Origin of the sequence: Burkholderia sp. Bp9090, assembly GCF_003857985.1 — a bacterium.
Taxonomy (GTDB): Bacteria; Pseudomonadota; Gammaproteobacteria; order Burkholderiales; family Burkholderiaceae; genus Burkholderia.
In genome coordinates this window covers 343,523-360,406 of sequence record NZ_QTPV01000001.1, presented here as the reverse complement: position 1 = coordinate 360,406, position 16,884 = coordinate 343,523, and the positions used below count along the sequence as shown (strand labels likewise).

14 protein-coding genes are annotated in these 16,884 nt (G+C 64.7%); 8 read left to right on the top strand and 6 right to left on the bottom strand.

All coding sequences use genetic code 11. From position 1 onward, the window contains the following. Genes DIE16_RS01590 through DIE16_RS01580 form a run of 3 tightly spaced genes read right to left on the bottom strand, consistent with a single transcriptional unit; the run spans window position 1 to window position 3,654 of the window. Window positions 1-1,767, bottom strand: coding sequence for a bifunctional 3-(3-hydroxy-phenyl)propionate/3-hydroxycinnamic acid hydroxylase (locus DIE16_RS01590; RefSeq protein WP_124519545.1), 1,767 nt, complete (start codon window positions 1,765-1,767; stop codon window positions 1-3). Further along, a complete protein-coding gene (locus DIE16_RS01585) occupies window positions 1,764-2,819 on the bottom strand; it encodes a VOC family protein (protein ID WP_260426894.1) in 1,056 nt (351 codons plus the stop codon). The genes DIE16_RS01590 and DIE16_RS01585 overlap by 4 nt, the downstream gene beginning before the upstream one ends. After that, window positions 2,791-3,654, bottom strand: coding sequence for an alpha/beta fold hydrolase (locus tag DIE16_RS01580; RefSeq protein WP_124484816.1), 864 nt, complete (start codon window positions 3,652-3,654; stop codon window positions 2,791-2,793). The genes DIE16_RS01585 and DIE16_RS01580 overlap by 29 nt, the downstream gene beginning before the upstream one ends. Window positions 3,655-3,809: 155 nt before the next feature. Between DIE16_RS01580 and DIE16_RS01575 the strand changes: the two genes are divergently transcribed. Then, window positions 3,810-4,511, top strand: a complete 702-nt coding sequence (locus DIE16_RS01575) for a TetR/AcrR family transcriptional regulator (RefSeq protein WP_124519548.1) — start codon at window positions 3,810-3,812, stop codon at window positions 4,509-4,511. A gap of 92 nt (window positions 4,512-4,603) precedes the next feature. Here the strand turns inward: DIE16_RS01575 and DIE16_RS36965 are convergent, their stop codons facing one another. Both DIE16_RS36965 and DIE16_RS01565 read right to left on the bottom strand, forming a co-directional pair. After that, window positions 4,604-4,918 carry a hypothetical protein gene (locus DIE16_RS36965; RefSeq protein WP_260426893.1) on the bottom strand — a complete coding sequence of 105 codons (315 nt, stop codon included), beginning with the start codon at window positions 4,916-4,918 and terminating at the stop codon, window positions 4,604-4,606. Window positions 4,919-5,089: 171 nt separating this feature from the next. Beyond that, entirely contained in the window at window positions 5,090-5,839 is a 750-nt protein-coding gene (locus DIE16_RS01565) for a TetR/AcrR family transcriptional regulator (protein ID WP_124519550.1), read from the bottom strand. A 149-nt stretch (window positions 5,840-5,988) separates the two neighbouring features. Between DIE16_RS01565 and DIE16_RS01560 the strand changes: the two genes are divergently transcribed. From DIE16_RS01560 to DIE16_RS01530, 7 genes are all read left to right on the top strand, one after another. Continuing rightward, the gene (locus DIE16_RS01560; RefSeq protein WP_124519552.1) at window positions 5,989-6,297 is read left to right on the top strand and encodes a hypothetical protein; all 309 of its coding nucleotides are present in this window, start codon (window positions 5,989-5,991) and stop codon (window positions 6,295-6,297) included. 12 nt (window positions 6,298-6,309) lie between these two features. Continuing rightward, window positions 6,310-7,380, top strand: a complete 1,071-nt coding sequence (locus tag DIE16_RS01555) for a 2,4,5-trihydroxytoluene oxygenase (RefSeq protein WP_124519455.1) — start codon at window positions 6,310-6,312, stop codon at window positions 7,378-7,380. A 36-nt stretch (window positions 7,381-7,416) separates the two neighbouring features. Further along, entirely contained in the window at window positions 7,417-8,373 is a 957-nt protein-coding gene (locus tag DIE16_RS01550) for a fumarylacetoacetate hydrolase family protein (protein WP_124484821.1), read from the top strand. Continuing rightward, entirely contained in the window at window positions 8,370-10,364 is a 1,995-nt protein-coding gene (locus DIE16_RS01545; RefSeq protein ID WP_124519456.1) for an acyl-CoA synthetase, read from the top strand. Before DIE16_RS01550 ends, DIE16_RS01545 begins: the two co-directional genes overlap by 4 nt. A gap of 115 nt (window positions 10,365-10,479) precedes the next feature. Next, a complete protein-coding gene (locus DIE16_RS01540) occupies window positions 10,480-11,217 on the top strand; it encodes an OmpW family protein (protein ID WP_124484823.1) in 738 nt (245 codons plus the stop codon). Window positions 11,218-11,271: 54 nt separating this feature from the next. Next, the gene (locus DIE16_RS01535; RefSeq protein ID WP_124572899.1) at window positions 11,272-14,250 is read left to right on the top strand and encodes a molybdopterin-dependent oxidoreductase; all 2,979 of its coding nucleotides are present in this window, start codon (window positions 11,272-11,274) and stop codon (window positions 14,248-14,250) included. Between the two features lie 10 nt (window positions 14,251-14,260). Continuing rightward, the gene (locus DIE16_RS01530; RefSeq protein ID WP_124519556.1) at window positions 14,261-15,130 is read left to right on the top strand and encodes a 4Fe-4S dicluster domain-containing protein; all 870 of its coding nucleotides are present in this window, start codon (window positions 14,261-14,263) and stop codon (window positions 15,128-15,130) included. A 139-nt stretch (window positions 15,131-15,269) separates the two neighbouring features. Here the strand turns inward: DIE16_RS01530 and DIE16_RS01525 are convergent, their stop codons facing one another. Beyond that, window positions 15,270-16,715, bottom strand: coding sequence for an NAD-dependent succinate-semialdehyde dehydrogenase (locus DIE16_RS01525; RefSeq protein ID WP_124519460.1), 1,446 nt, complete (start codon window positions 16,713-16,715; stop codon window positions 15,270-15,272). Between the last annotated feature and the right edge of the window lie 169 nt (window positions 16,716-16,884).

Below are 16,884 nucleotides of genomic sequence, written 5' to 3'. Positions count from 1 at the left end.
TCAGGCGGCCCTGGCGAGCGACGATGCCTCGGCCGGCGTGGCTGCACGGGTGCCGCTGAGGGTATTCGGCACACCGAGCTGGTCGCGCAGGCGCGCCACGGTGCGATCGAGTTCGGTCACGGGCACGACGGCGAATACGAACCGGTCCGGCCGCAGGATCGCCACGGCCTTGTCGCGAAACCCGGCCTTCGCGAACCACGCGATCATGTTGCCGTCGATGTCCTCGACCTCGGTCGTGCCGCCGTGGCGGTTGTCGCGTTCGACGCCCTCGAGCCCTTGAGGGCGGCCGCCGTACGGATAGAGCGTGACGTACCGCACCGACAATGCCTGCAGCGCTTCGGCGGACGCATCGTCCAGATACCGTGCGGGATCGACGTTCAGGCCGACGAGCGAAAACCCGCGCCCGAGCACGTCGTCCATCCGTTGCCTCGCGCCGTCGAACCGGCGCACGTCGGGTTGCGGGGCGAGCGCGCCCTCCGGGCCGTTGCGGCGCCGCCGCGGCAAGCCGACGTACGCGTTCTTTTTATAGACCGGCGCCGGCTTGAAGCCCCCCTCCTGGAACCAGCGCTTGAGCGGAGGGATCATCCGGATGACCGCGAGCGAGGTGTCGCGCACGAGCGTGCCCAGCGGATTGCGCACGGACACGACGTTCTTGAGCAGCACGGACACGTCGATCATCGCCTTGGCGTGCGCGTGGCGCTCTGACTGATAGGTGTCCAGCAGTGCGTCGCCGGCGGCGCCGCGCAGCACGAGGTCGAGCTTCCATCCGAGGTTGTACGCATCGCGCACGCCGGAACTGGCCCCCTGCCCCATGAACTGCGGCGTCATGTGTGCCGCGTCGCCCGCGAGCAGCACGCGGCCGACCCGCCATTTGGCCGCGATCAGCGCGTTGAACGTATAGACGAGCTTGCGCTTGACGACGAACTGGTCCGGATCGACGAACCGGGACAGGTACGCGCGCACCGTCTCCGGCCGTTCCATGTTCTCTTTCGTTTCACCGGGCATCAGCATGAATTCGAAGCGGTGGAACTTGTCGGGCTGAACGCAGCTCACGACCGGCAGCTTCGGGTCGACGACGAAATTGAAGTACGGCAGGTGACGCAGCGCGTCGGTACCCGGCTTGCGCTCGATGTCCACGACGAGCCACGGCTCGGGAAAGCTCTTGCCGGCCATGTCGATGCCGAGCCGCGTGCGAACGATGCTGCGCCCGCCGTCCGCGCCGACCATGTACCGCGCCCGCAACGACTGCACGTCGGGATCGTTGTTCATGCTCGTGCGCGCATCCGTCGCATCGCTGAAGCGCGCTTCACGCGTGGCCTGGTGCACGATGCCGACGCCGTCGGCGTCCTGCGAGAAATCGACGACTTCGCGCCCGCGCCGGATCGTGACGTTCGGATAGCGCGACAGCGTGTCCGACAGCGTCGTTTCGAGATACGGCTGGTAGAAGAAATTGATGATCGGCCAGCCGAGCGGCCGCTTGCGCGGCATGTATTGCGTGATCGGCGTGCCGTCGGGGCGCACGAGCTGCACCGGCGTTTCCATCATCATCCGTGCCTGCAATTCGTCGGCTACCGCCAGATGCTGGAAGATCCGCATGCATTCGTCGTCGGTATAAACAGCGCGGGCATTGCCGTAAAACACCGGCTCGCGCTCGAGCACCACGACGCGATGGCCAGCCTGGCCGAGCAGGTGCGCAAGCACGAGGCCGGTCGGTCCGAGCCCCACGATCGCGACGTCGCACGCATCGTCCTGATGCACTGCGTTCATGTTTGGTCTCCCTGGATGATGAATTCCGGATGCAGCAGCGATGCGAACGCGCGCCGGGCACGGCCCAGCCGGCCGCGCAAAGTCAGGTTCTCCGGGCGATGGCCCCACAGGCTGATCCCCTGGTAGGTCGTCGTGCGCCACGCGCGCTCGTCCACCACGATCGGGTTCCAGCCCAGTTCAATCTCGAAGCCCGACGGTGTCCGAACGTAGAACGACAGCTCGCGGTCGTTCGGATGCTGGCCGATCGCATTGGCGATCGGGTATCCCATCGACCGGCATCGCAAGTAGGCCTGAGTCACGTCGTCCAGCGATACGCACTGAAGATTCAGGTGGTGGATCTGCGTGCGCAGCGGATTCATACGGATGCCGCGCGTCGACGCGGTTGCAAGCGAATGGTGGCGCTCGTTCAGTCGAAGAAACGCGAAGTCGAGATTCAGGCCGTCGATCTTGTCCTCGATCTCGTCCGACAAGCGTGCGTCGAACACCTTCTTCCAGAACGCCTGCATCGCTTCCGGCCGACGCGTGGTGATCGCGACGTGCCCCAGGCCGGATGCGCCGGTCACGAATCCGCTCGCCTTCATCTGCAATGGCGAATCGCTCAGCACCGCATCGGTGAACAGCTCGGTGCGCAGCCGCTTCGGTCCGGTGAAGTACCAGAATCGCTGCACGCCTCGCAGCGCGGCTTCATTCGCGCTGCCCTGCCGGACATCGATGCCGAGCGCGGACAGCCGCGCGAGCACGAGCTGCAACGCCGCGTCATCGGCCAGTTGCCAGCCGATCGCGGTGACGTCTTCCGCTTGCCCCTCGTGGATAATCAATCGGCGCTGGTGCGCATCGATCCGACACGCGAGCACCGTGCGTAGCGGACGATCCGCATGCAGCCCGAGCCCCTCGGTAACGAATGTGCTCCATGCGTCCAGGCGGACGGACTGGATCAGCAAATAGCCGAGATGCACGCGACCGAACAAGCTGTCGGGCGCGGCCGGCGAACTGGCGATGGTAGGCATGGCGACGCGCTCCGGATCAGACGCGGCGGACGACGCGCGCGTCAACGCGGTCCTCGGCCAGAAACGCCACGACCATCGCGTTGAATTCGTCGGCGCGCTCCCACTGCACCCAGTGGCCGGTCTTGCTGAACAGGTGCACGTCGCAGTTCGGCATGCGCCGCTGCAGCGAGCGTGCGCCGCTTGGTCGATTGACCTTGTCCTCCGTTCCCCACAGCACGAGCGTCGGATTCTGTACGGCGGCCAGGCGCGGATCGCGCGTGAAATCGAGATTCCTGAAATTCGGAATGCCTTTGGGCCCGAGCAACGGCGGGCTGGCGACGACCTCCGGATCGATGCTGGACTGAAAGCGCTCCTGGAGCGTCGCATCGGATACCAGGCTGCCGTCGTAGACGAGGTCGCCCCGGATGAACGCCGCGAGCTTTTGCAGTGTCGGGCCTTCGCCCTTGTAATAGTTCAGCAGACGTTTGAGGCCGGGCGTGGGCAATGCGCGCGTCGTGTCCACGCCGCCGGGCCCCATCAGCACGAGGCGCCCCACCGCGGCCGGACGCTCGATCGCCATGCGCAACGCACATGCCCCGCCGAGCGAGTTGCCGAGGACGTGCGCGCGCTCGATGCGCAGCGCATCGAGCATGCCGAGCATGCTCGCCGCCAGGTCGCCGAACGGATCGCCGCGATCCAGCCCCTTCGTCGATTTGCCGTAGCCCGGCATGTCGGGCACGACGACCCGGTGGACGCATGCGAGCGCGCCGACATTGCGGGCGTAATTGGACATGCCGGAAGCGCCGGGGCCGCCGCCGTGGAGCATGAGCACCACCGGACCCTCGCCTGCTTCGGTAAAGGAAATGGTCCGCGCACCGACCCGAACGGTACGTTGAATCATTGCGTGAGTCATGGACGGGGCATTCACGGCGTGGTCGCTCCAGACGGTTGATCGAACTTGCTTGGCGTTAATAATGAGATAGTTGTCATCATGACAATATTCTCGTTTTCACCTAGCATCTCGGAGCGCCTGCTGCGTCGCCTTATAATTCCGCCATGAATGAAACGACCGTTGACCATCGGACCCGTGTCGCGGCAGAGCGTCGCGAGCGCATGCGTGCCCGGCTGATCGAAAGTGCGATGCTGGTGTTCGCGGAAAAAGGCGTCGGCGCAAGCGTCATCCAGGACGTCATTGCGGCCGCGGACGTATCGCAGGGCACGTTCTACAAGTACTTCCGCACCAACGAGGATCTGCTCGCGGCAGTGACGCAGGAGCTGAACGACGAGTTGCTGCGCCTGATCGAAACGGAAGTCCACGGCTATCGGGATCCGGCGCTGCGCATCGCGTGCGGTGTGCGCATGTTCCTGCACGCCGCGCGCGCGTATCCGCTGCTGGCGCGCTTCATTTGCGCGGCCGGCTTGCATTCGGCGGGGCCGAGCAGCCTGATTTACGTGTTCCTGCCACCCCACATCGAACAGGGGCTGGCGCTGGGACGTTTCAGCGATGTCGGCGTCGGAACCGCACTCGACGTGATCGCCGGAACCGCACTCGCGACGATCCTCAGAATCACCAACGAAGGCCCGCAAAACGTCGTTCCGGAGCCCGTGGTCGCAGCAATTCTGCGCGCACTGGGCGTCGGGCACCTCGAGGCGGAAAAGTTGGTCGAAACGGCATTGCCGCCGATTGAAACGCCCGTTGCATCACTGCTCGAACGCGGACAGGCACGGATGCAGGCCCAGGCGCAGCCCGCGATCTGACCGTTTCGGGAATGCTCGGTCCGGCACGAAGCGTCATGCTCGATGACGATCGCCGGGCCTCAGCCGTCGGCGACGAGTTTCGCGGTATGCCGTCAATCCAGGTAACGCGCCGGCCGAGCGCGATCGACGTGCATGGTGTCCGGCACGACGAGGACCTTGCCTGTATAGCGTGTTGCCATCTCGATTCGGCGATGCCAATCGTCGCCAGGTTCGCAGGTCCTGATTGATGCGAGATGGAGCGCGCGCCAGGCGCACGACCGGCAAACGCCGACTTGCCACGGCGAGATCCGGGAAAACGCTCCAAAGACAGCGATACGCTCGTCGGTAGTCACCGTCCGGCACTGCAAGAAACTGCGTGTGAGGTAGTCGTCGGTATTCGCGGGATAGTCGCGAAGCCGGTCTTTCATGCGACGCCCGCGTGGGTTGCGTCCGAAATGACGCCCACGACATCGCCGCGCGCTATTCCACTTCGACAAGCGCCGGCTGAACAGCGCAGGCGTCGCATCGCCCCCGTCAGCTGACGGGTACCGCACGAGCGCTCGGGGTGGCTTGGCCGCCGCCTGCGTCACCCCATTACGTCACTGCGCCGTCTCGGCCGCATCCACAACGGGCAGCGGCCGGCTCGCGATCTTCTCGGCTTCCGCACGCTTGAGCCCCAGCGTATGCAGCAGCGTCGCCGCCGTGCGTTCCGGAAAATGCTCTCCGTTGAATCCGAGTTCCTTCAGGACACCGGCAGCCGGTGCGCCCGGAGCGACGAAGTTGAGTTCGGCGGCAATCGCGGTCAGCACCGTACCGCCAACCGAAAGGAAGCCGACGAATGGGTCGGCGACCACGAAGCGCTTCTCGGCGATACCGCGCTCCATGTCCCGCAGCAGGCGTTGACCCAGGCCAAGCGTCAGGACGCGCGCCGAAAAGCCCTCGCGTATCAGGAAGTGTCCCCACACCGGCTCGCGCCGCGCGCGCATCAGCGTATGTCGCACCGAGACGGAAATGATCTCCGCCGGGTCGGACAAGCCGCTGGCCAGGCGATCGAGCGAATCCGCGAACTCCTCGAATACCGATTCCACGAGGGTCGCGTAGATCGCCTCCTTCGATTCGAAGTGGTTGTAGAACGAGCCGAAGCCGACGTCGGCGGCCTCGGTGATTTCGTTGATGGCAACGCCTTCCATGCCCTTCTCGGCCATCAGTCTGAGGGCGGCATCCAGCAGGCGGGCACGGGTCTCCCGCTTGCGGCGCGCGCCACGCGGCTCGCGCTCTTCGGCGACCGCGGGACTGGATGCTTCCGCAGCGGAGCGCTTTGGTGTCCGGCGGCTCGGTGTATTCGTCATGACGTTTTCGATCCTTGTTCGTGCCCAAGTATAGATTCAAATGTCTACATTGACAAAGTCATCATCTATGATTTTAATGTCATCAAGGGCGGCAGAACACGGCCTCGAGAACCGATCGAACGACGAATGGAGATACGGTGGAGACACACATGCACACGGGCGCCAGCGCGTCCATTCACAACAGCTTGCACGCGTCGCCGAAGTGCGGGCTGCCATCGATGCTCGGCGTATTGATCGCAGGATTCACGCCGGTCGGCGCCGCATCGGGCCATTTTTCGGCCAGTCACGGCGCCGGCGGCGAGGCGCGCCGCTCCCATGCGAAATCGACGAGCGACCTCACGACATTCATGGTCCGGCCAGTGATGTCCTGCGACGGTGAGATTGCATGCCCGCCGTTGCGCGGCAAGCCCCTCGATGCGACGGCGCCCGCCTTCGCGATTGTCATTCGACCTGCCTGATTGTCATCCGCCATGAAACTGACCACCACACAACCGGCTCGCCACCCGCACCCCACAACGAAGGCATCGGCGCTCGCCTATCTGATCTTCGATCGCCCCGATCTCGACGAAGCAGAGCACTTTCTCAACGATTTCGGTCTCCGAACGGTGCTGCGGGATGACACGCAATTGCTGCTGCGCGGAACCGGCAGCGCACACTTCTGTTATGTCGTTCGCCACGCGCCGAAGGCCCGCTTCGTAGGCTTCGGATTGCAGGTCGACAGTCGTGCCGATCTCGAGGCGCTCGCCAAAATCCCTGGCGCGTCGGAGATCGAGGCATCGGATTGGCCAGGCGGCGGCCTCCGGGTGCGGCTCGCCGATCCGTCGGGTTTTCGGGTCGACGCGATTGCCGGCCAGACCCGGGCCGACACGTTGCCGCACCGTGCCGCGCTTTCATTCAACTCGGTCGACACGCCGTTGCGGATCAACGAAACGCAGCGGCCGCCGGCGAGCGCGCCCGAGGTCATTCGGCTCGGACACGTCGTGCTCGAGCTCGCCGACTACCAGGAAACCTGCGCGTGGTACACGCGGCATTTCGGGTTCATCCCCAGCGATGTCCAGGTGCTGCCGGACGGCTCACCCGCGGTTGCCTTCATGCGGCTCGATCTCGGCGACCGGCCGGCCGACCACCATACGCTCGCGCTCGCCCAGGGGTTCGTGCCGACTTATAGCCACAGCGCGTACGAACTGGTCGACGCCGATGCCGTCGGCATGGGCCAGCGCATGCTGCACGACAACGGGTGGGCACACGCGTGGGGCATCGGCCGGCACATTCTCGGCAGCCAGATCTTCGACTATTGGCAGGACCCGTGGGGCGACAAGCACGAACACTATTGCGACGGCGACCTGTTCACGGCCGACGAGCCGACGGGCGTGCACGCGGTCAGCCGCGAAGCGATGGCGCAGTGGGGCCCGACGATGCCGCGCAGCTTCACGAAGCCCCGGCTCACGCCGTCGAGCCTTGCGGCGCTGTTCCGCAACCTGCGCCGCAGTCCCGATCTGACGGTCAGCAAGCTGCTGACCCTGGCGAAGCTGTTCGCCTGATCCCCAACCGCCCATTCGACTCACGAGAGATCATTCATGTCACTGCATGTCCTGCACTTCCGGCATCATGGCCGCGCCCAATGGGGCGTGGTCGCCAACGGCGCCGTCACGCCGATTCCCGGCGACTTCGAGACAACCGCGAGCTTTCTCGCGGCGAATCCGGTTGAACGACTCGTCTCGCTCGACGGACCGACGATTCCGGAGTCGGACGTGGAGTGGCTGCCACCGGTGACCGCCAACCAGCAGTTCGTTTGCCAGGGGGCGAATTACCGTCGGCACATGATCGAATCCGGCATGGATCCGGACGCGAAAAAATTCAACATGATCTTCACGAAGGCGACGAGTTGCATCGTCGCCGCCGACTCACGAGTCGTGAAACCCCGGCACGTCCGGTTTCTCGACTACGAAATCGAGCTCGGCCTCATCCTCAAACGCGACATCACGTCTCATCAGCAGATCACGGACGCGAACCTGCACGACTATGTCGCCGGCACCGTGATCGTCAACGACTATTCCGCGCGCGATGTCCAGATCCCGCAGATGCAGTTCTACAAGGGCAAGAGCTTCCGGACGTTCGGCCCGGTCGGCCCCTATCTGTGCCTGCTCGAGCGGCATGACTTCCCGAAGCTGAAGACGCTCGACCTCACGTTGACCGTCAACGGCGCGGTGCGCCAGCAGGACTCGACATCCAACCTCGTCTACGGTCCGGCGGAAACGTTGACCGAGTTGTCGGGCGTGCACGACCTTCACGCCGGCGACCTGCTCGCGACCGGCACGCCGGCCGGCTGCGCACTCAGCATCCCGTCGCCGCTCAAGCAGCGGGCCGTCGCGCTTTTCCCCGAATCCGTCAAATGGAAGATGTTCATGAAGGTGCAGGCGGGGCGCGCGCAGTATCTGAAGGCCGGAGACATCGTCGAAGCCCGGATCGCGAGCCGCGACGGAACGATCGACCTGGGCGTGCAACGTAACGAGATCGTGGACGAAGCAGCATGAACGGCATCGCGACCCAAGACGACGTGCTGGCGATCGAAGCGCCGGGCCTTCCGCCGGACCTTCCGGCCAGCACGTACGAGATGATCTGCGCCGGTGCGGCCATCGATCCGTCCGCCCCCGCCCTCTCCTTTTTCATGACCGCCGACGCGCACCGCGACGCCGAGTGCTGGACCTATCGCGAGCTGGTCCGTGACATCACGCGCACGGCCAACATGTTCGCGCGCCTCGGTGTGAATTCGCAGTCGGTGATCGCTTATGTGCTGCCCAATCTGCCCGAAACGCATTTCGTGATCTGGGGCGGACAGGCAACCGGCATCGTATGCGCGATCAATCCGCTGCTTGAAGGCGAAGCGATCGGTCAGCTGCTCAAAGCCGCCGGCGCCAGCGTGCTCGTGACGCTCGCGCCATTTCCCGGGACCGATCTCTGGCAAAAGGTCGCGGACATCCTTCATGAGGTCGAGCCGCTGCGGCATCTCGTGCTGGTCAACCTGGCCGATCGCGTGCGGGGCATGGCGCAGTCGGCGGCACGCACGCTCCAGCACGACGCGTGTGCGCAGTTGTACGGCGCTGGCGGTTTGCGCAGCGCCGTGCCTGCGCACATCCAGATCCACGACTTCGGTACGGCAATCGCGCAGGAATCCGGTACGGCGCTCGACAGTGCGCGCCGCATTCGACCCGGCGACATGTCCTCTTACTTCTGTACCGGTGGAACCACCGGGTTGCCGAAAATCGCGATGCGCAGTCACGGCAACGAAGTGGCGAATGCCTGGAGCGCCGGCCGGTTCTTCGGCGACAGCATCGGCCCCGGCAAAACGACTTTTTGCGGCTTGCCGCTCTTTCACGTCAACGCCGCGATGGTGACCGGCCTCCTGCCATTCTCGCGCGGTGCCCATGTCGTGCTCGGCACACCGCAGGGTTACCGGGGCGACGGCGTCGTCAAACGCTTCTGGGAAATCGTCGAACATCATCACATCAATTTCTTCAGTGGCGTCCCGACGCTTTATGCTTCGCTGCTCGACATTCCCTCCGAGGATCATGTCATCGACTCGCTCGAATACGGCCTGTGCGGTGCCGCGCCGATGCCGGTCGGCGTCTTCAGGTCCTTCCAGGAAAAAACGGGCATCCGGATTCTCGAAGGTTACGGCCTGACCGAAGGAACGTGCGTGAGCAGCGTCAACCCGCCGAACGGCGAGCGTCGGCTGGGATCAATCGGGCTTCGCATCCCCTTCCAGGCGATGAAGGCGGTCGTCGTGGACGATGCGGGACGGTATCTGCGCGACTGCGCAGCCAACGAAGAGGGGTTGCTCGTCATCTCCGGGCCGAACGTGTTCACCGGCTACACGCGTCCCGACCAGAACGAGGCCCTGTGGCTCGATCTCGGCGACGGCAAGCGCTGGCTCAACACGGGCGACCTCGGCCGCTGCGACATCGACGGTTACTTCTGGCTGACCGGCCGCAAGAAGGAGTTGATCATCCGCGGCGGACACAATATCGACCCGGCGACGATCGAGGAACCGCTGCATCGACACCCGGCAGTCCAGATCGCAGCGGCGATCGGGCGCCCCGATGCCTATGCCGGCGAGCTGCCGGTCGCGTATGTTCAGCTCAAGCCGGGCATGACGGCTAGCGAACACGATCTGGAAGTGTTCATGCAGCAGGAGATCGCGGAACGCGCCGCCCTGCCGAAGCACGTCCGAATCGTCGAGGCGATCCCGCTCACCGGCGTCGGCAAGATATTCAAACCCGAACTCAAGCGCCGCGAGACGAGTGACGCACTCCGCGCGGCATTGGACCAGGGCGGAGCGCCCGGCGCATCAGTCGACGTCTCGACCAGTGATTCCGGCGGAATGTCGGTCTCGGTCGAGCTGAGCAATCCCGGGCTCGAGACTGCCGCGCGCTTCGTGCTGGGGCGTTTTCCGTTTGCGTTTTCGATCTCGTTCGCAGCGGAACCCATTCGGTCGTCCGGTCCGGCAGCAACAGATCTGCGGTGACGGAGGCGCGTGACTAGCCGCGACAACACAAATTCCGAGAGCGGCTTGTCACTATCAATAAGGTATCCAAAGCAACTGTAGTTCTTTAATCGGATCGAGACAGAGGAGACGCAAAATGAAATTGAGGCGAACGACGAGTTTCGCAGGTGCGATGGTTTGCATCTGCACGGCTGCACTTGCCGACAACGCAGATGCGCAGACGGCCGGAAGCATCACTACGTCGGTTGGATGGCTGCACGTCGCGCCCCAGGGCGACGCGACGCCCCTGACCGTGCAAAGTGTCGGCGGCGTAACGGTGAATCAGCAAATGGGTGGTACCGGGGCGCATGCCAGCTCGACGGATACGATGGGCATCACCACCGAGTACTACGTCACCGACAACATTGGTGTCGCCATGCTGTTCGGACTGCCACTGACAGTCAATCTTGTCGGTGACGGGACGTTGCAGAAGTACGGAACCCTCGGCACGACAAGGCCGATGCCGCCCGCCGTCGAACTTCGATATCACCTGTTTTCAGCTGAATCGAAATTCCGTCCGTACGTAGGACTTGGCGTCAACTACACGTGGTTCACCCAGGTTCGGGCGACCAATCGCCAGTTCGTCACCGACAGCTTCGGGCCGGGCGGCTCGGCGCGCGCGACACTCAGTTCATCGTGGAACCCGGTGTTCGAGCTCGGCGCGAGTTACGCGATGACCAAACATTGGTCGGTCGGTGCTTCCGTCGGCTACATGCCGGTGAAGACCCACCTCACGTTATACGGACAGACCGCGACCGGCACGCAGATCGTTTCCACATCGACGCTCCGACTCAATCCCGTCAACGTCTTCCTGAACGTCGCTTACACGTTCTAGCGGGTGCGTCCCGATGCCAGCCCCCCGCATGGAAGCAACACTTTGGATCGAACGATGAAACGACAGGCTCTCAAGACCATTCTTTTTGCATTGCCCAAGGTTCTGGACCTGACGGCGCGCCGCTTCCCCGCCTACCGCGATCGCCTCAAGGAGCGCAATCTCGTCGCGTGGATCGGGCTCATGGATCAAAGCATCGGTCGCGCCATCGAGTTCAGGAATGGCCGCATTCGGTCGCGCGCCGGCAAGCATGCGCGGCCCGATGCGCGCATGGCCTTCAAGGACGTCGCCACCGCCCTGAAGTTCCTTTCCCCGAACCCGGACCAGGGCGAGATCGTCCACGCCGCCAAGAACTTCAAGGTGGTCACCGAGGGCGAGGACGAACTGCTGGTTTGGCTCATGCAAACCCTGAGCATGATGCGCACGGTCGGCCTGACGATGGGCACGCCCATGCGCGACGGCACCCGACGCTACACCACCTGTACCAATGGCGGCCCCCTGTTCGTCTACGTCAAGGATGGCCGCATCGTCCGCGTGACGCCCATCGAGCTGGACGATACGGATGCGTCAAGCTGGGTGATCGAGGCACGTGGACGCCGCTTCAGCCCGCCACGGCGCGGACTGGTCGCGCCCCACGCGTTGACCCTCAAGTCGCTGGTCTACTCCGACAAGCGCATCCTTCACCCGATGAAACGGGTCGACTTCGACCCGGACGGCGAGCGCAATCCGCAGAACCGGGGCAAGTCCGGCTATGTGCGTATCAGCTGGGACGAGGCCCTGGACATCGTCGCCAGGGAGATCAACCGGCAGAAGCGTGTTCACGGCCCCGGTTCCATCACTTTCCCGATGTCGTCCCACCACCAGTGGGGCAACGTCGGCTACTACCTCAGCGCGCTGACGCGCTTCGCCAACCTGATCGGCTTCACCCGGGTCGCCGCGAATCCGGACAGCTGGGAAGGCTGGTACTGGGGCGCCATGCATCATTTCGGCAACTCGATGCGCGTCGGCGTGCCCTCCGGCTACGGGGGCCTCGAGGACGGTCTCAAGGAAGCCGAAATGATCGTGTTCTGGTCCTGCGACCCCGAAAGTACCAACGGAGCCTACGCAGGATTCGAGGGAACCCCGCGCCGCCTGTGGGCCAAGGAACTCGGCATCGAGTTCGTTCACATCGACCCGCACTGCAATCCCACCGCACAGCTGCTGGGCGGGCGCTGGATCCCGATCCGGCCGCAAACCGATGCTGCCCTGGCAACCGCCATCATGTACGTCTGGACCGTGGAGGGCCTGTACGACAAGGATTACGTCGCGACGCGCACGACCGGTTTCGACGATTGGAAAGCCTACCTGCTGGGCGAAACCGACGGTACCCCCAAGACGCCCGAGTGGCAGGAGAGCGAGACCGGCGTGCCGGCCAAGGACGCCCGTGCGCTTGCGCGCCTGTGGGGGAAGAAGAAGGTGCATCTCGCCGTCGGGATGACCGGCGCGGGATTCGGCGGCGCAGGCCGCGGGGCGACCGGCGCGCAATGGGCGCGCTGCATGATCATGATGATGTCCATGCAGGGCTGGGGCAAGCCGGGGGTGAATTTCGGTTGCCTCGAAATCGGCGTCCCGCACGATCTCCAGTTCTACTTCCCCGGCTACGCGGACGGCGGCATTTCAGGCGACCTGGCGTGGACCGCCAATGCGGTGGACAACTACCAGCGCATGCCGCATATCCTGACCATGAATCCCGTCAAGCAAATGGTGCCGCGACAGCAGATGCCCGATGCGATCCTCAACGGTCACGCCACCGGTTATCTCTGGGACGGCATGTCCCAGGAAGCCCAGTTTGCGCCATTCACCTACCCGATGCCCGGCTATTCGCCGATCCACATGATCTATCGCTACGGCGGATCCGCGTTCAGTACCGTGACGAATTCCGGACGCTGGACGCAGGCCTACCGGCACTCGAGCATCGAATTCGTCGTCAATCAGTCGATCTGGATGGAAGGCGAAGCCCAGTTCGCCGACATCATCCTGCCCGCGTGCACTTCGCTGGAGCGCTGGGACATCGGAGAATGGGCGAATTCGGGCGGCTACGCCCACCACGGGTATGGCACGGTCAACCATCGCATGCTGACGCTGCAGCACAAGTGCATCGAACCCTTGGGCGAGTCCCGCTCCGACTACGACATTTTCACTGCCATCCTGACCCGGTTGGGCCTGGGTGGCATTTTCACCGAAGGCTGCGGGGATCTCGACTGGGTCAAGCGCGTCTTCGACTCGTCGGATCTGCCCGATCACATTTCGTGGCGCGAATTTTGCCGCAAAGGCTATTTCGTCGTGCCGCCCGAAAAGCCCGAACTGCGCCATCCCGTGGATATGCGCTGGTTTGCGGAAGACAGGAAGAAGGACCTGCCGGAACCTCATCCGCTGCCGTCACAGTTCTCGGAACGGTTCGGCAAGGGCCTGCAGACGCCGAGCGGCAAGCTGGAGTTCGTGCCCGAGTTGCTGAAGCGGCACACCGCGGACAATCCGGAGCGCCCCCCGCTCAACCGATATATCCCCTCCTGGGAGGGGTTGCGCTCGGACCTGGCCCGGCGCTACCCGCTGCAACTGGTCGCCACCCACAGCCGCTACAGCTTTCATACCCACGGTGACGGAAAGAATTCCGCCGTGAACGGCATCGACGATCATCGCGCGCTGATCGCGGGGCACCGGTTCTGGCTGCTGAGGCTCAACCCGGCAGACGCCGCTGTTCGATGCATCGCCCATCGCGATCTCGTCAAAGTACACAACGACCGCGGCGCCGTGATCTGTGCGGCCGATGTCTCGCCCCTGGTGAACGCTGGAGTGGTGAAATCCTACGAGGCGAGCGCTGAGTTTCAGCTGATCGAAATCGATGGCGAGCAGGTCGAGATCGGCGGCTGCATGAACATGCTGACCCCCGACCGGCCTCAGACCGCCGGCACCAGCAGCATGAGCCCGAATTCCTGCCTGGTGCAGGTCGAGAAATGGCGCGGTGCCGAGGCATTCATGCTCGGTCGCGCAGCGTGAGGAATGTCAAATGAGCAAGTGGAACCTGATCATCAACGTCGGCCGTTGCGAGAACTGCCAGAACTGCGTGATCGCCGCGCGGGACGAGCACGTCGGCAATGACTTCCCCGGCTACGCGGCACCCGCTTCGGCCAGTGCCGAGAGCCCCATCCGCATCCTGCGTCGTGTACAGGGTGCTTCGCACATGATCGAGACCACTTATCTGCCGGTCATGTGCAACCACTGCGACGACGCGCCCTGCATGCGTGCGGGCGGCAGCGCCATTCGCAAGCGCGCCGACGGCATCGTCATCATCGATCCGGACAAGGCGCGAGGCCGAAAGGACATCGTCAAGGCGTGCCCTTACAAGGCGATCGTCTGGAACGAAGAACTGCAACTGCCCCAGATCTGGATCTTCGATGCGCATTTGCTCGACCAGGGCTGGTCCCGCCCGCGTTGTCAGCAGTCGTGCCCCACCGATGTCTTCGAGACGGTCAAGCTCGATGACACGGCGATGGCCGAGAAGGCCAGGCGCGAGGGACTCAAGGTATTGCGACCCAACCTGAGCACGAAGCCCCGCGTGTGGTATAGCGGCCTCGAACGGTGGGAAACGTGCTTCGTCGGCGGAAGTGTCAGTGCTCAGGCAGGAGACGTGGTCGAGTGTGTCACGGATGCGGTCGTCGTCTTATATGCAGGTAATCGGCAGGTGGCCGAAACCGTCTCGGACGGCTTCGGCGATTTCCGGTTCGACGGCCTGGCCAGGGGCAGCGGCCTCTACAGAGTCCAAATCCGGCATGCCCGCGGCAATGCCTGGCGCGAGTGCAGATTGGGCGACAGCGCCTACCTGGGCGAGATCAGGCTCAGTCAATCGACAAACGCCGTGGCGATGGAGTGCTCGTGATCCGGGCGAGACTGGACACTGCGGTGACCGACGGTGAACGAATCAGAAAAAACAAGGCCGGGCAGAACACCCGGCTCTCGGCAACGCCATGCCGCGTGCGCACCGCGTAAACGGCGGCACGCACGCGACCACCTGGTCATCAGACCGCCATCACCGTCACCGACTTCGTGACGAGATACGGCTCCAGCGCTTCCGGCCCGCCTTCCGACCCGTAGCCCGAATCCTTCACGCCGCCGAACGGCATTTCCGGCCACGGCGTCGCCGGCTGGTTGATCCACAGCATCCCGACTTCGAGGCGCTGCGTCAGCAGGTGCACGTTCGCGAACGAACGCGTGAACGCATAGCCGGCCAGCCCGAACGGCAGGCGATTGGCTTCGGCGATCGCATCCTCGAGCTTGTCGAAACCGCGGATCGCCGCGACCGGGCCGAACGGCTCGTTGTTGAACACGTCCGCTTCGAGCGGCACGTTCGCGATCACGGTCGGCGCGAAGAAGTTGCCTTCCGAGCCGATCCGTTCGCCGCCCGTCTCGATGCTCGCGCCGACCTTGCGCGCGTTCTCGACGACCGACGCCATCGCGGTCAGCCGGCGCGGGTTCGCCAGCGCGCCGAGCGTCGTGCCTTCCTCGAGGCCGTTGCCGACCTTCAGCCCCTGCGCATGCGCGACCAGCGCACGCGTGAATTCGTCGCGGATGCTGTTGTGCACGAGGAAACGCGTCGGCGAGATGCACACCTGGCCCGCGTTGCGGAACTTCGCGCCACCGGCGGCCTTCACCGCCAGCGCGACGTCCGCGTCCTCGGCGACGATCACCGGCGCGTGGCCGCCCAGCTCCATCGTCGCGCGCTTCATGTGCTGGCCCGCGAGCGCCGCGAGTTGCTTGCCGACCGGCGTCGAGCCCGTGAACGTCACCTTGCGGATCACCGGATGCGGAATCAGGTACGACGAGATTTCCGCCGGATCGCCGTACACGAGACCGATCACACCGGCCGGCACGCCCGCGTCGACGAACGCGCGCAGCAGCGCGGCCGGCGATGCCGGGGTTTCTTCCGGCGCCTTCACGAGGAACGAACAGCCGGTCGCCAGCGCGGCGCTCAGCTTGCGCACGACCTGGTTGACCGGGAAATTCCACGGCGTGAACGCCGCGACCGGTCCGACCGGCTCCTTCACGACGGTCTGCTGCGCGCCGAGATTGCGCGGCGGCACGATCCGGCCATAGACGCGGCGGCCTTCGTCCGCGAACCATTCGATGATGTCGGCGGCCGACAGCACTTCCACACGCGCTTCCGTCAGCGGCTTGCCCTGCTCCTGCGTCATCAGCTGCGCGATCGTGTCGGCGCGCTCGCGCACCAGCGCGGCCGCCTTGCGCATCGTCGCCGCGCGCTCGTGCGCGGGCACCTTGCGCCATGCTTCGAAACCGCGCTGCGCCGCGGCCAGCGCGCGATCGAGATCGGCGATGCCCGCGTGGGCCACCTTGCCGATCGCCTTGCCCGTCGCCGGGTTCACGACGTCGATCGTCTTGCCGCTCGCGGCGTCGACCCACTCGCCGTCGATCAGCAGTTGCGTATCCGTATAAGTCACGTTAGCCATCCAGACACCCCAGTTTTACGTCGATAAAACGCGCGCGGCCGCGAACGGCCGCACGCCGGTTGACAGAAAGAGCTGCGCCACCGGGCGCCCTGCACCCGGCAATGTGCGACGACCGGCGTGCGGCACGCATGCCCGTCGTCGTCCGCCACGGTCGGCCGCGCTCGGCGCT

Excerpts from the sequence above, each read along its gene's own strand:
- DIE16_RS01550 (WP_124484821.1), top strand. The coding sequence starts at position 7,417 with ATGTCACTGCATGTCCTGCACTTCCGGCATCATGGCCGCGCCCAATGG.
- DIE16_RS01535 (WP_124572899.1), top strand. The coding sequence starts at position 11,272 with ATGAAACGACAGGCTCTCAAGACCATTCTTTTTGCATTGCCCAAGGTT.
- DIE16_RS01555 (WP_124519455.1), top strand. The coding sequence starts at position 6,310 with ATGAAACTGACCACCACACAACCGGCTCGCCACCCGCACCCCACAACG.
- DIE16_RS01540 (WP_124484823.1), top strand. The coding sequence starts at position 10,480 with ATGAAATTGAGGCGAACGACGAGTTTCGCAGGTGCGATGGTTTGCATC.
- DIE16_RS01560 (WP_124519552.1), top strand. The coding sequence starts at position 5,989 with ATGCACACGGGCGCCAGCGCGTCCATTCACAACAGCTTGCACGCGTCG.
- DIE16_RS01530 (WP_124519556.1), top strand. The coding sequence starts at position 14,261 with ATGAGCAAGTGGAACCTGATCATCAACGTCGGCCGTTGCGAGAACTGC.
- DIE16_RS01565 (WP_124519550.1), bottom strand. The coding sequence starts at position 5,839 with ATGACGAATACACCGAGCCGCCGGACACCAAAGCGCTCCGCTGCGGAA.
- DIE16_RS36965 (WP_260426893.1), bottom strand. The coding sequence starts at position 4,918 with ATGAAAGACCGGCTTCGCGACTATCCCGCGAATACCGACGACTACCTC.
- DIE16_RS01590 (WP_124519545.1), bottom strand. The coding sequence starts at position 1,767 with ATGAACGCAGTGCATCAGGACGATGCGTGCGACGTCGCGATCGTGGGG.
- DIE16_RS01575 (WP_124519548.1), top strand. The coding sequence starts at position 3,810 with ATGAATGAAACGACCGTTGACCATCGGACCCGTGTCGCGGCAGAGCGT.
- DIE16_RS01580 (WP_124484816.1), bottom strand. The coding sequence starts at position 3,654 with ATGATTCAACGTACCGTTCGGGTCGGTGCGCGGACCATTTCCTTTACC.
- DIE16_RS01525 (WP_124519460.1), bottom strand. The coding sequence starts at position 16,715 with ATGGCTAACGTGACTTATACGGATACGCAACTGCTGATCGACGGCGAG.
- DIE16_RS01545 (WP_124519456.1), top strand. The coding sequence starts at position 8,370 with ATGAACGGCATCGCGACCCAAGACGACGTGCTGGCGATCGAAGCGCCG.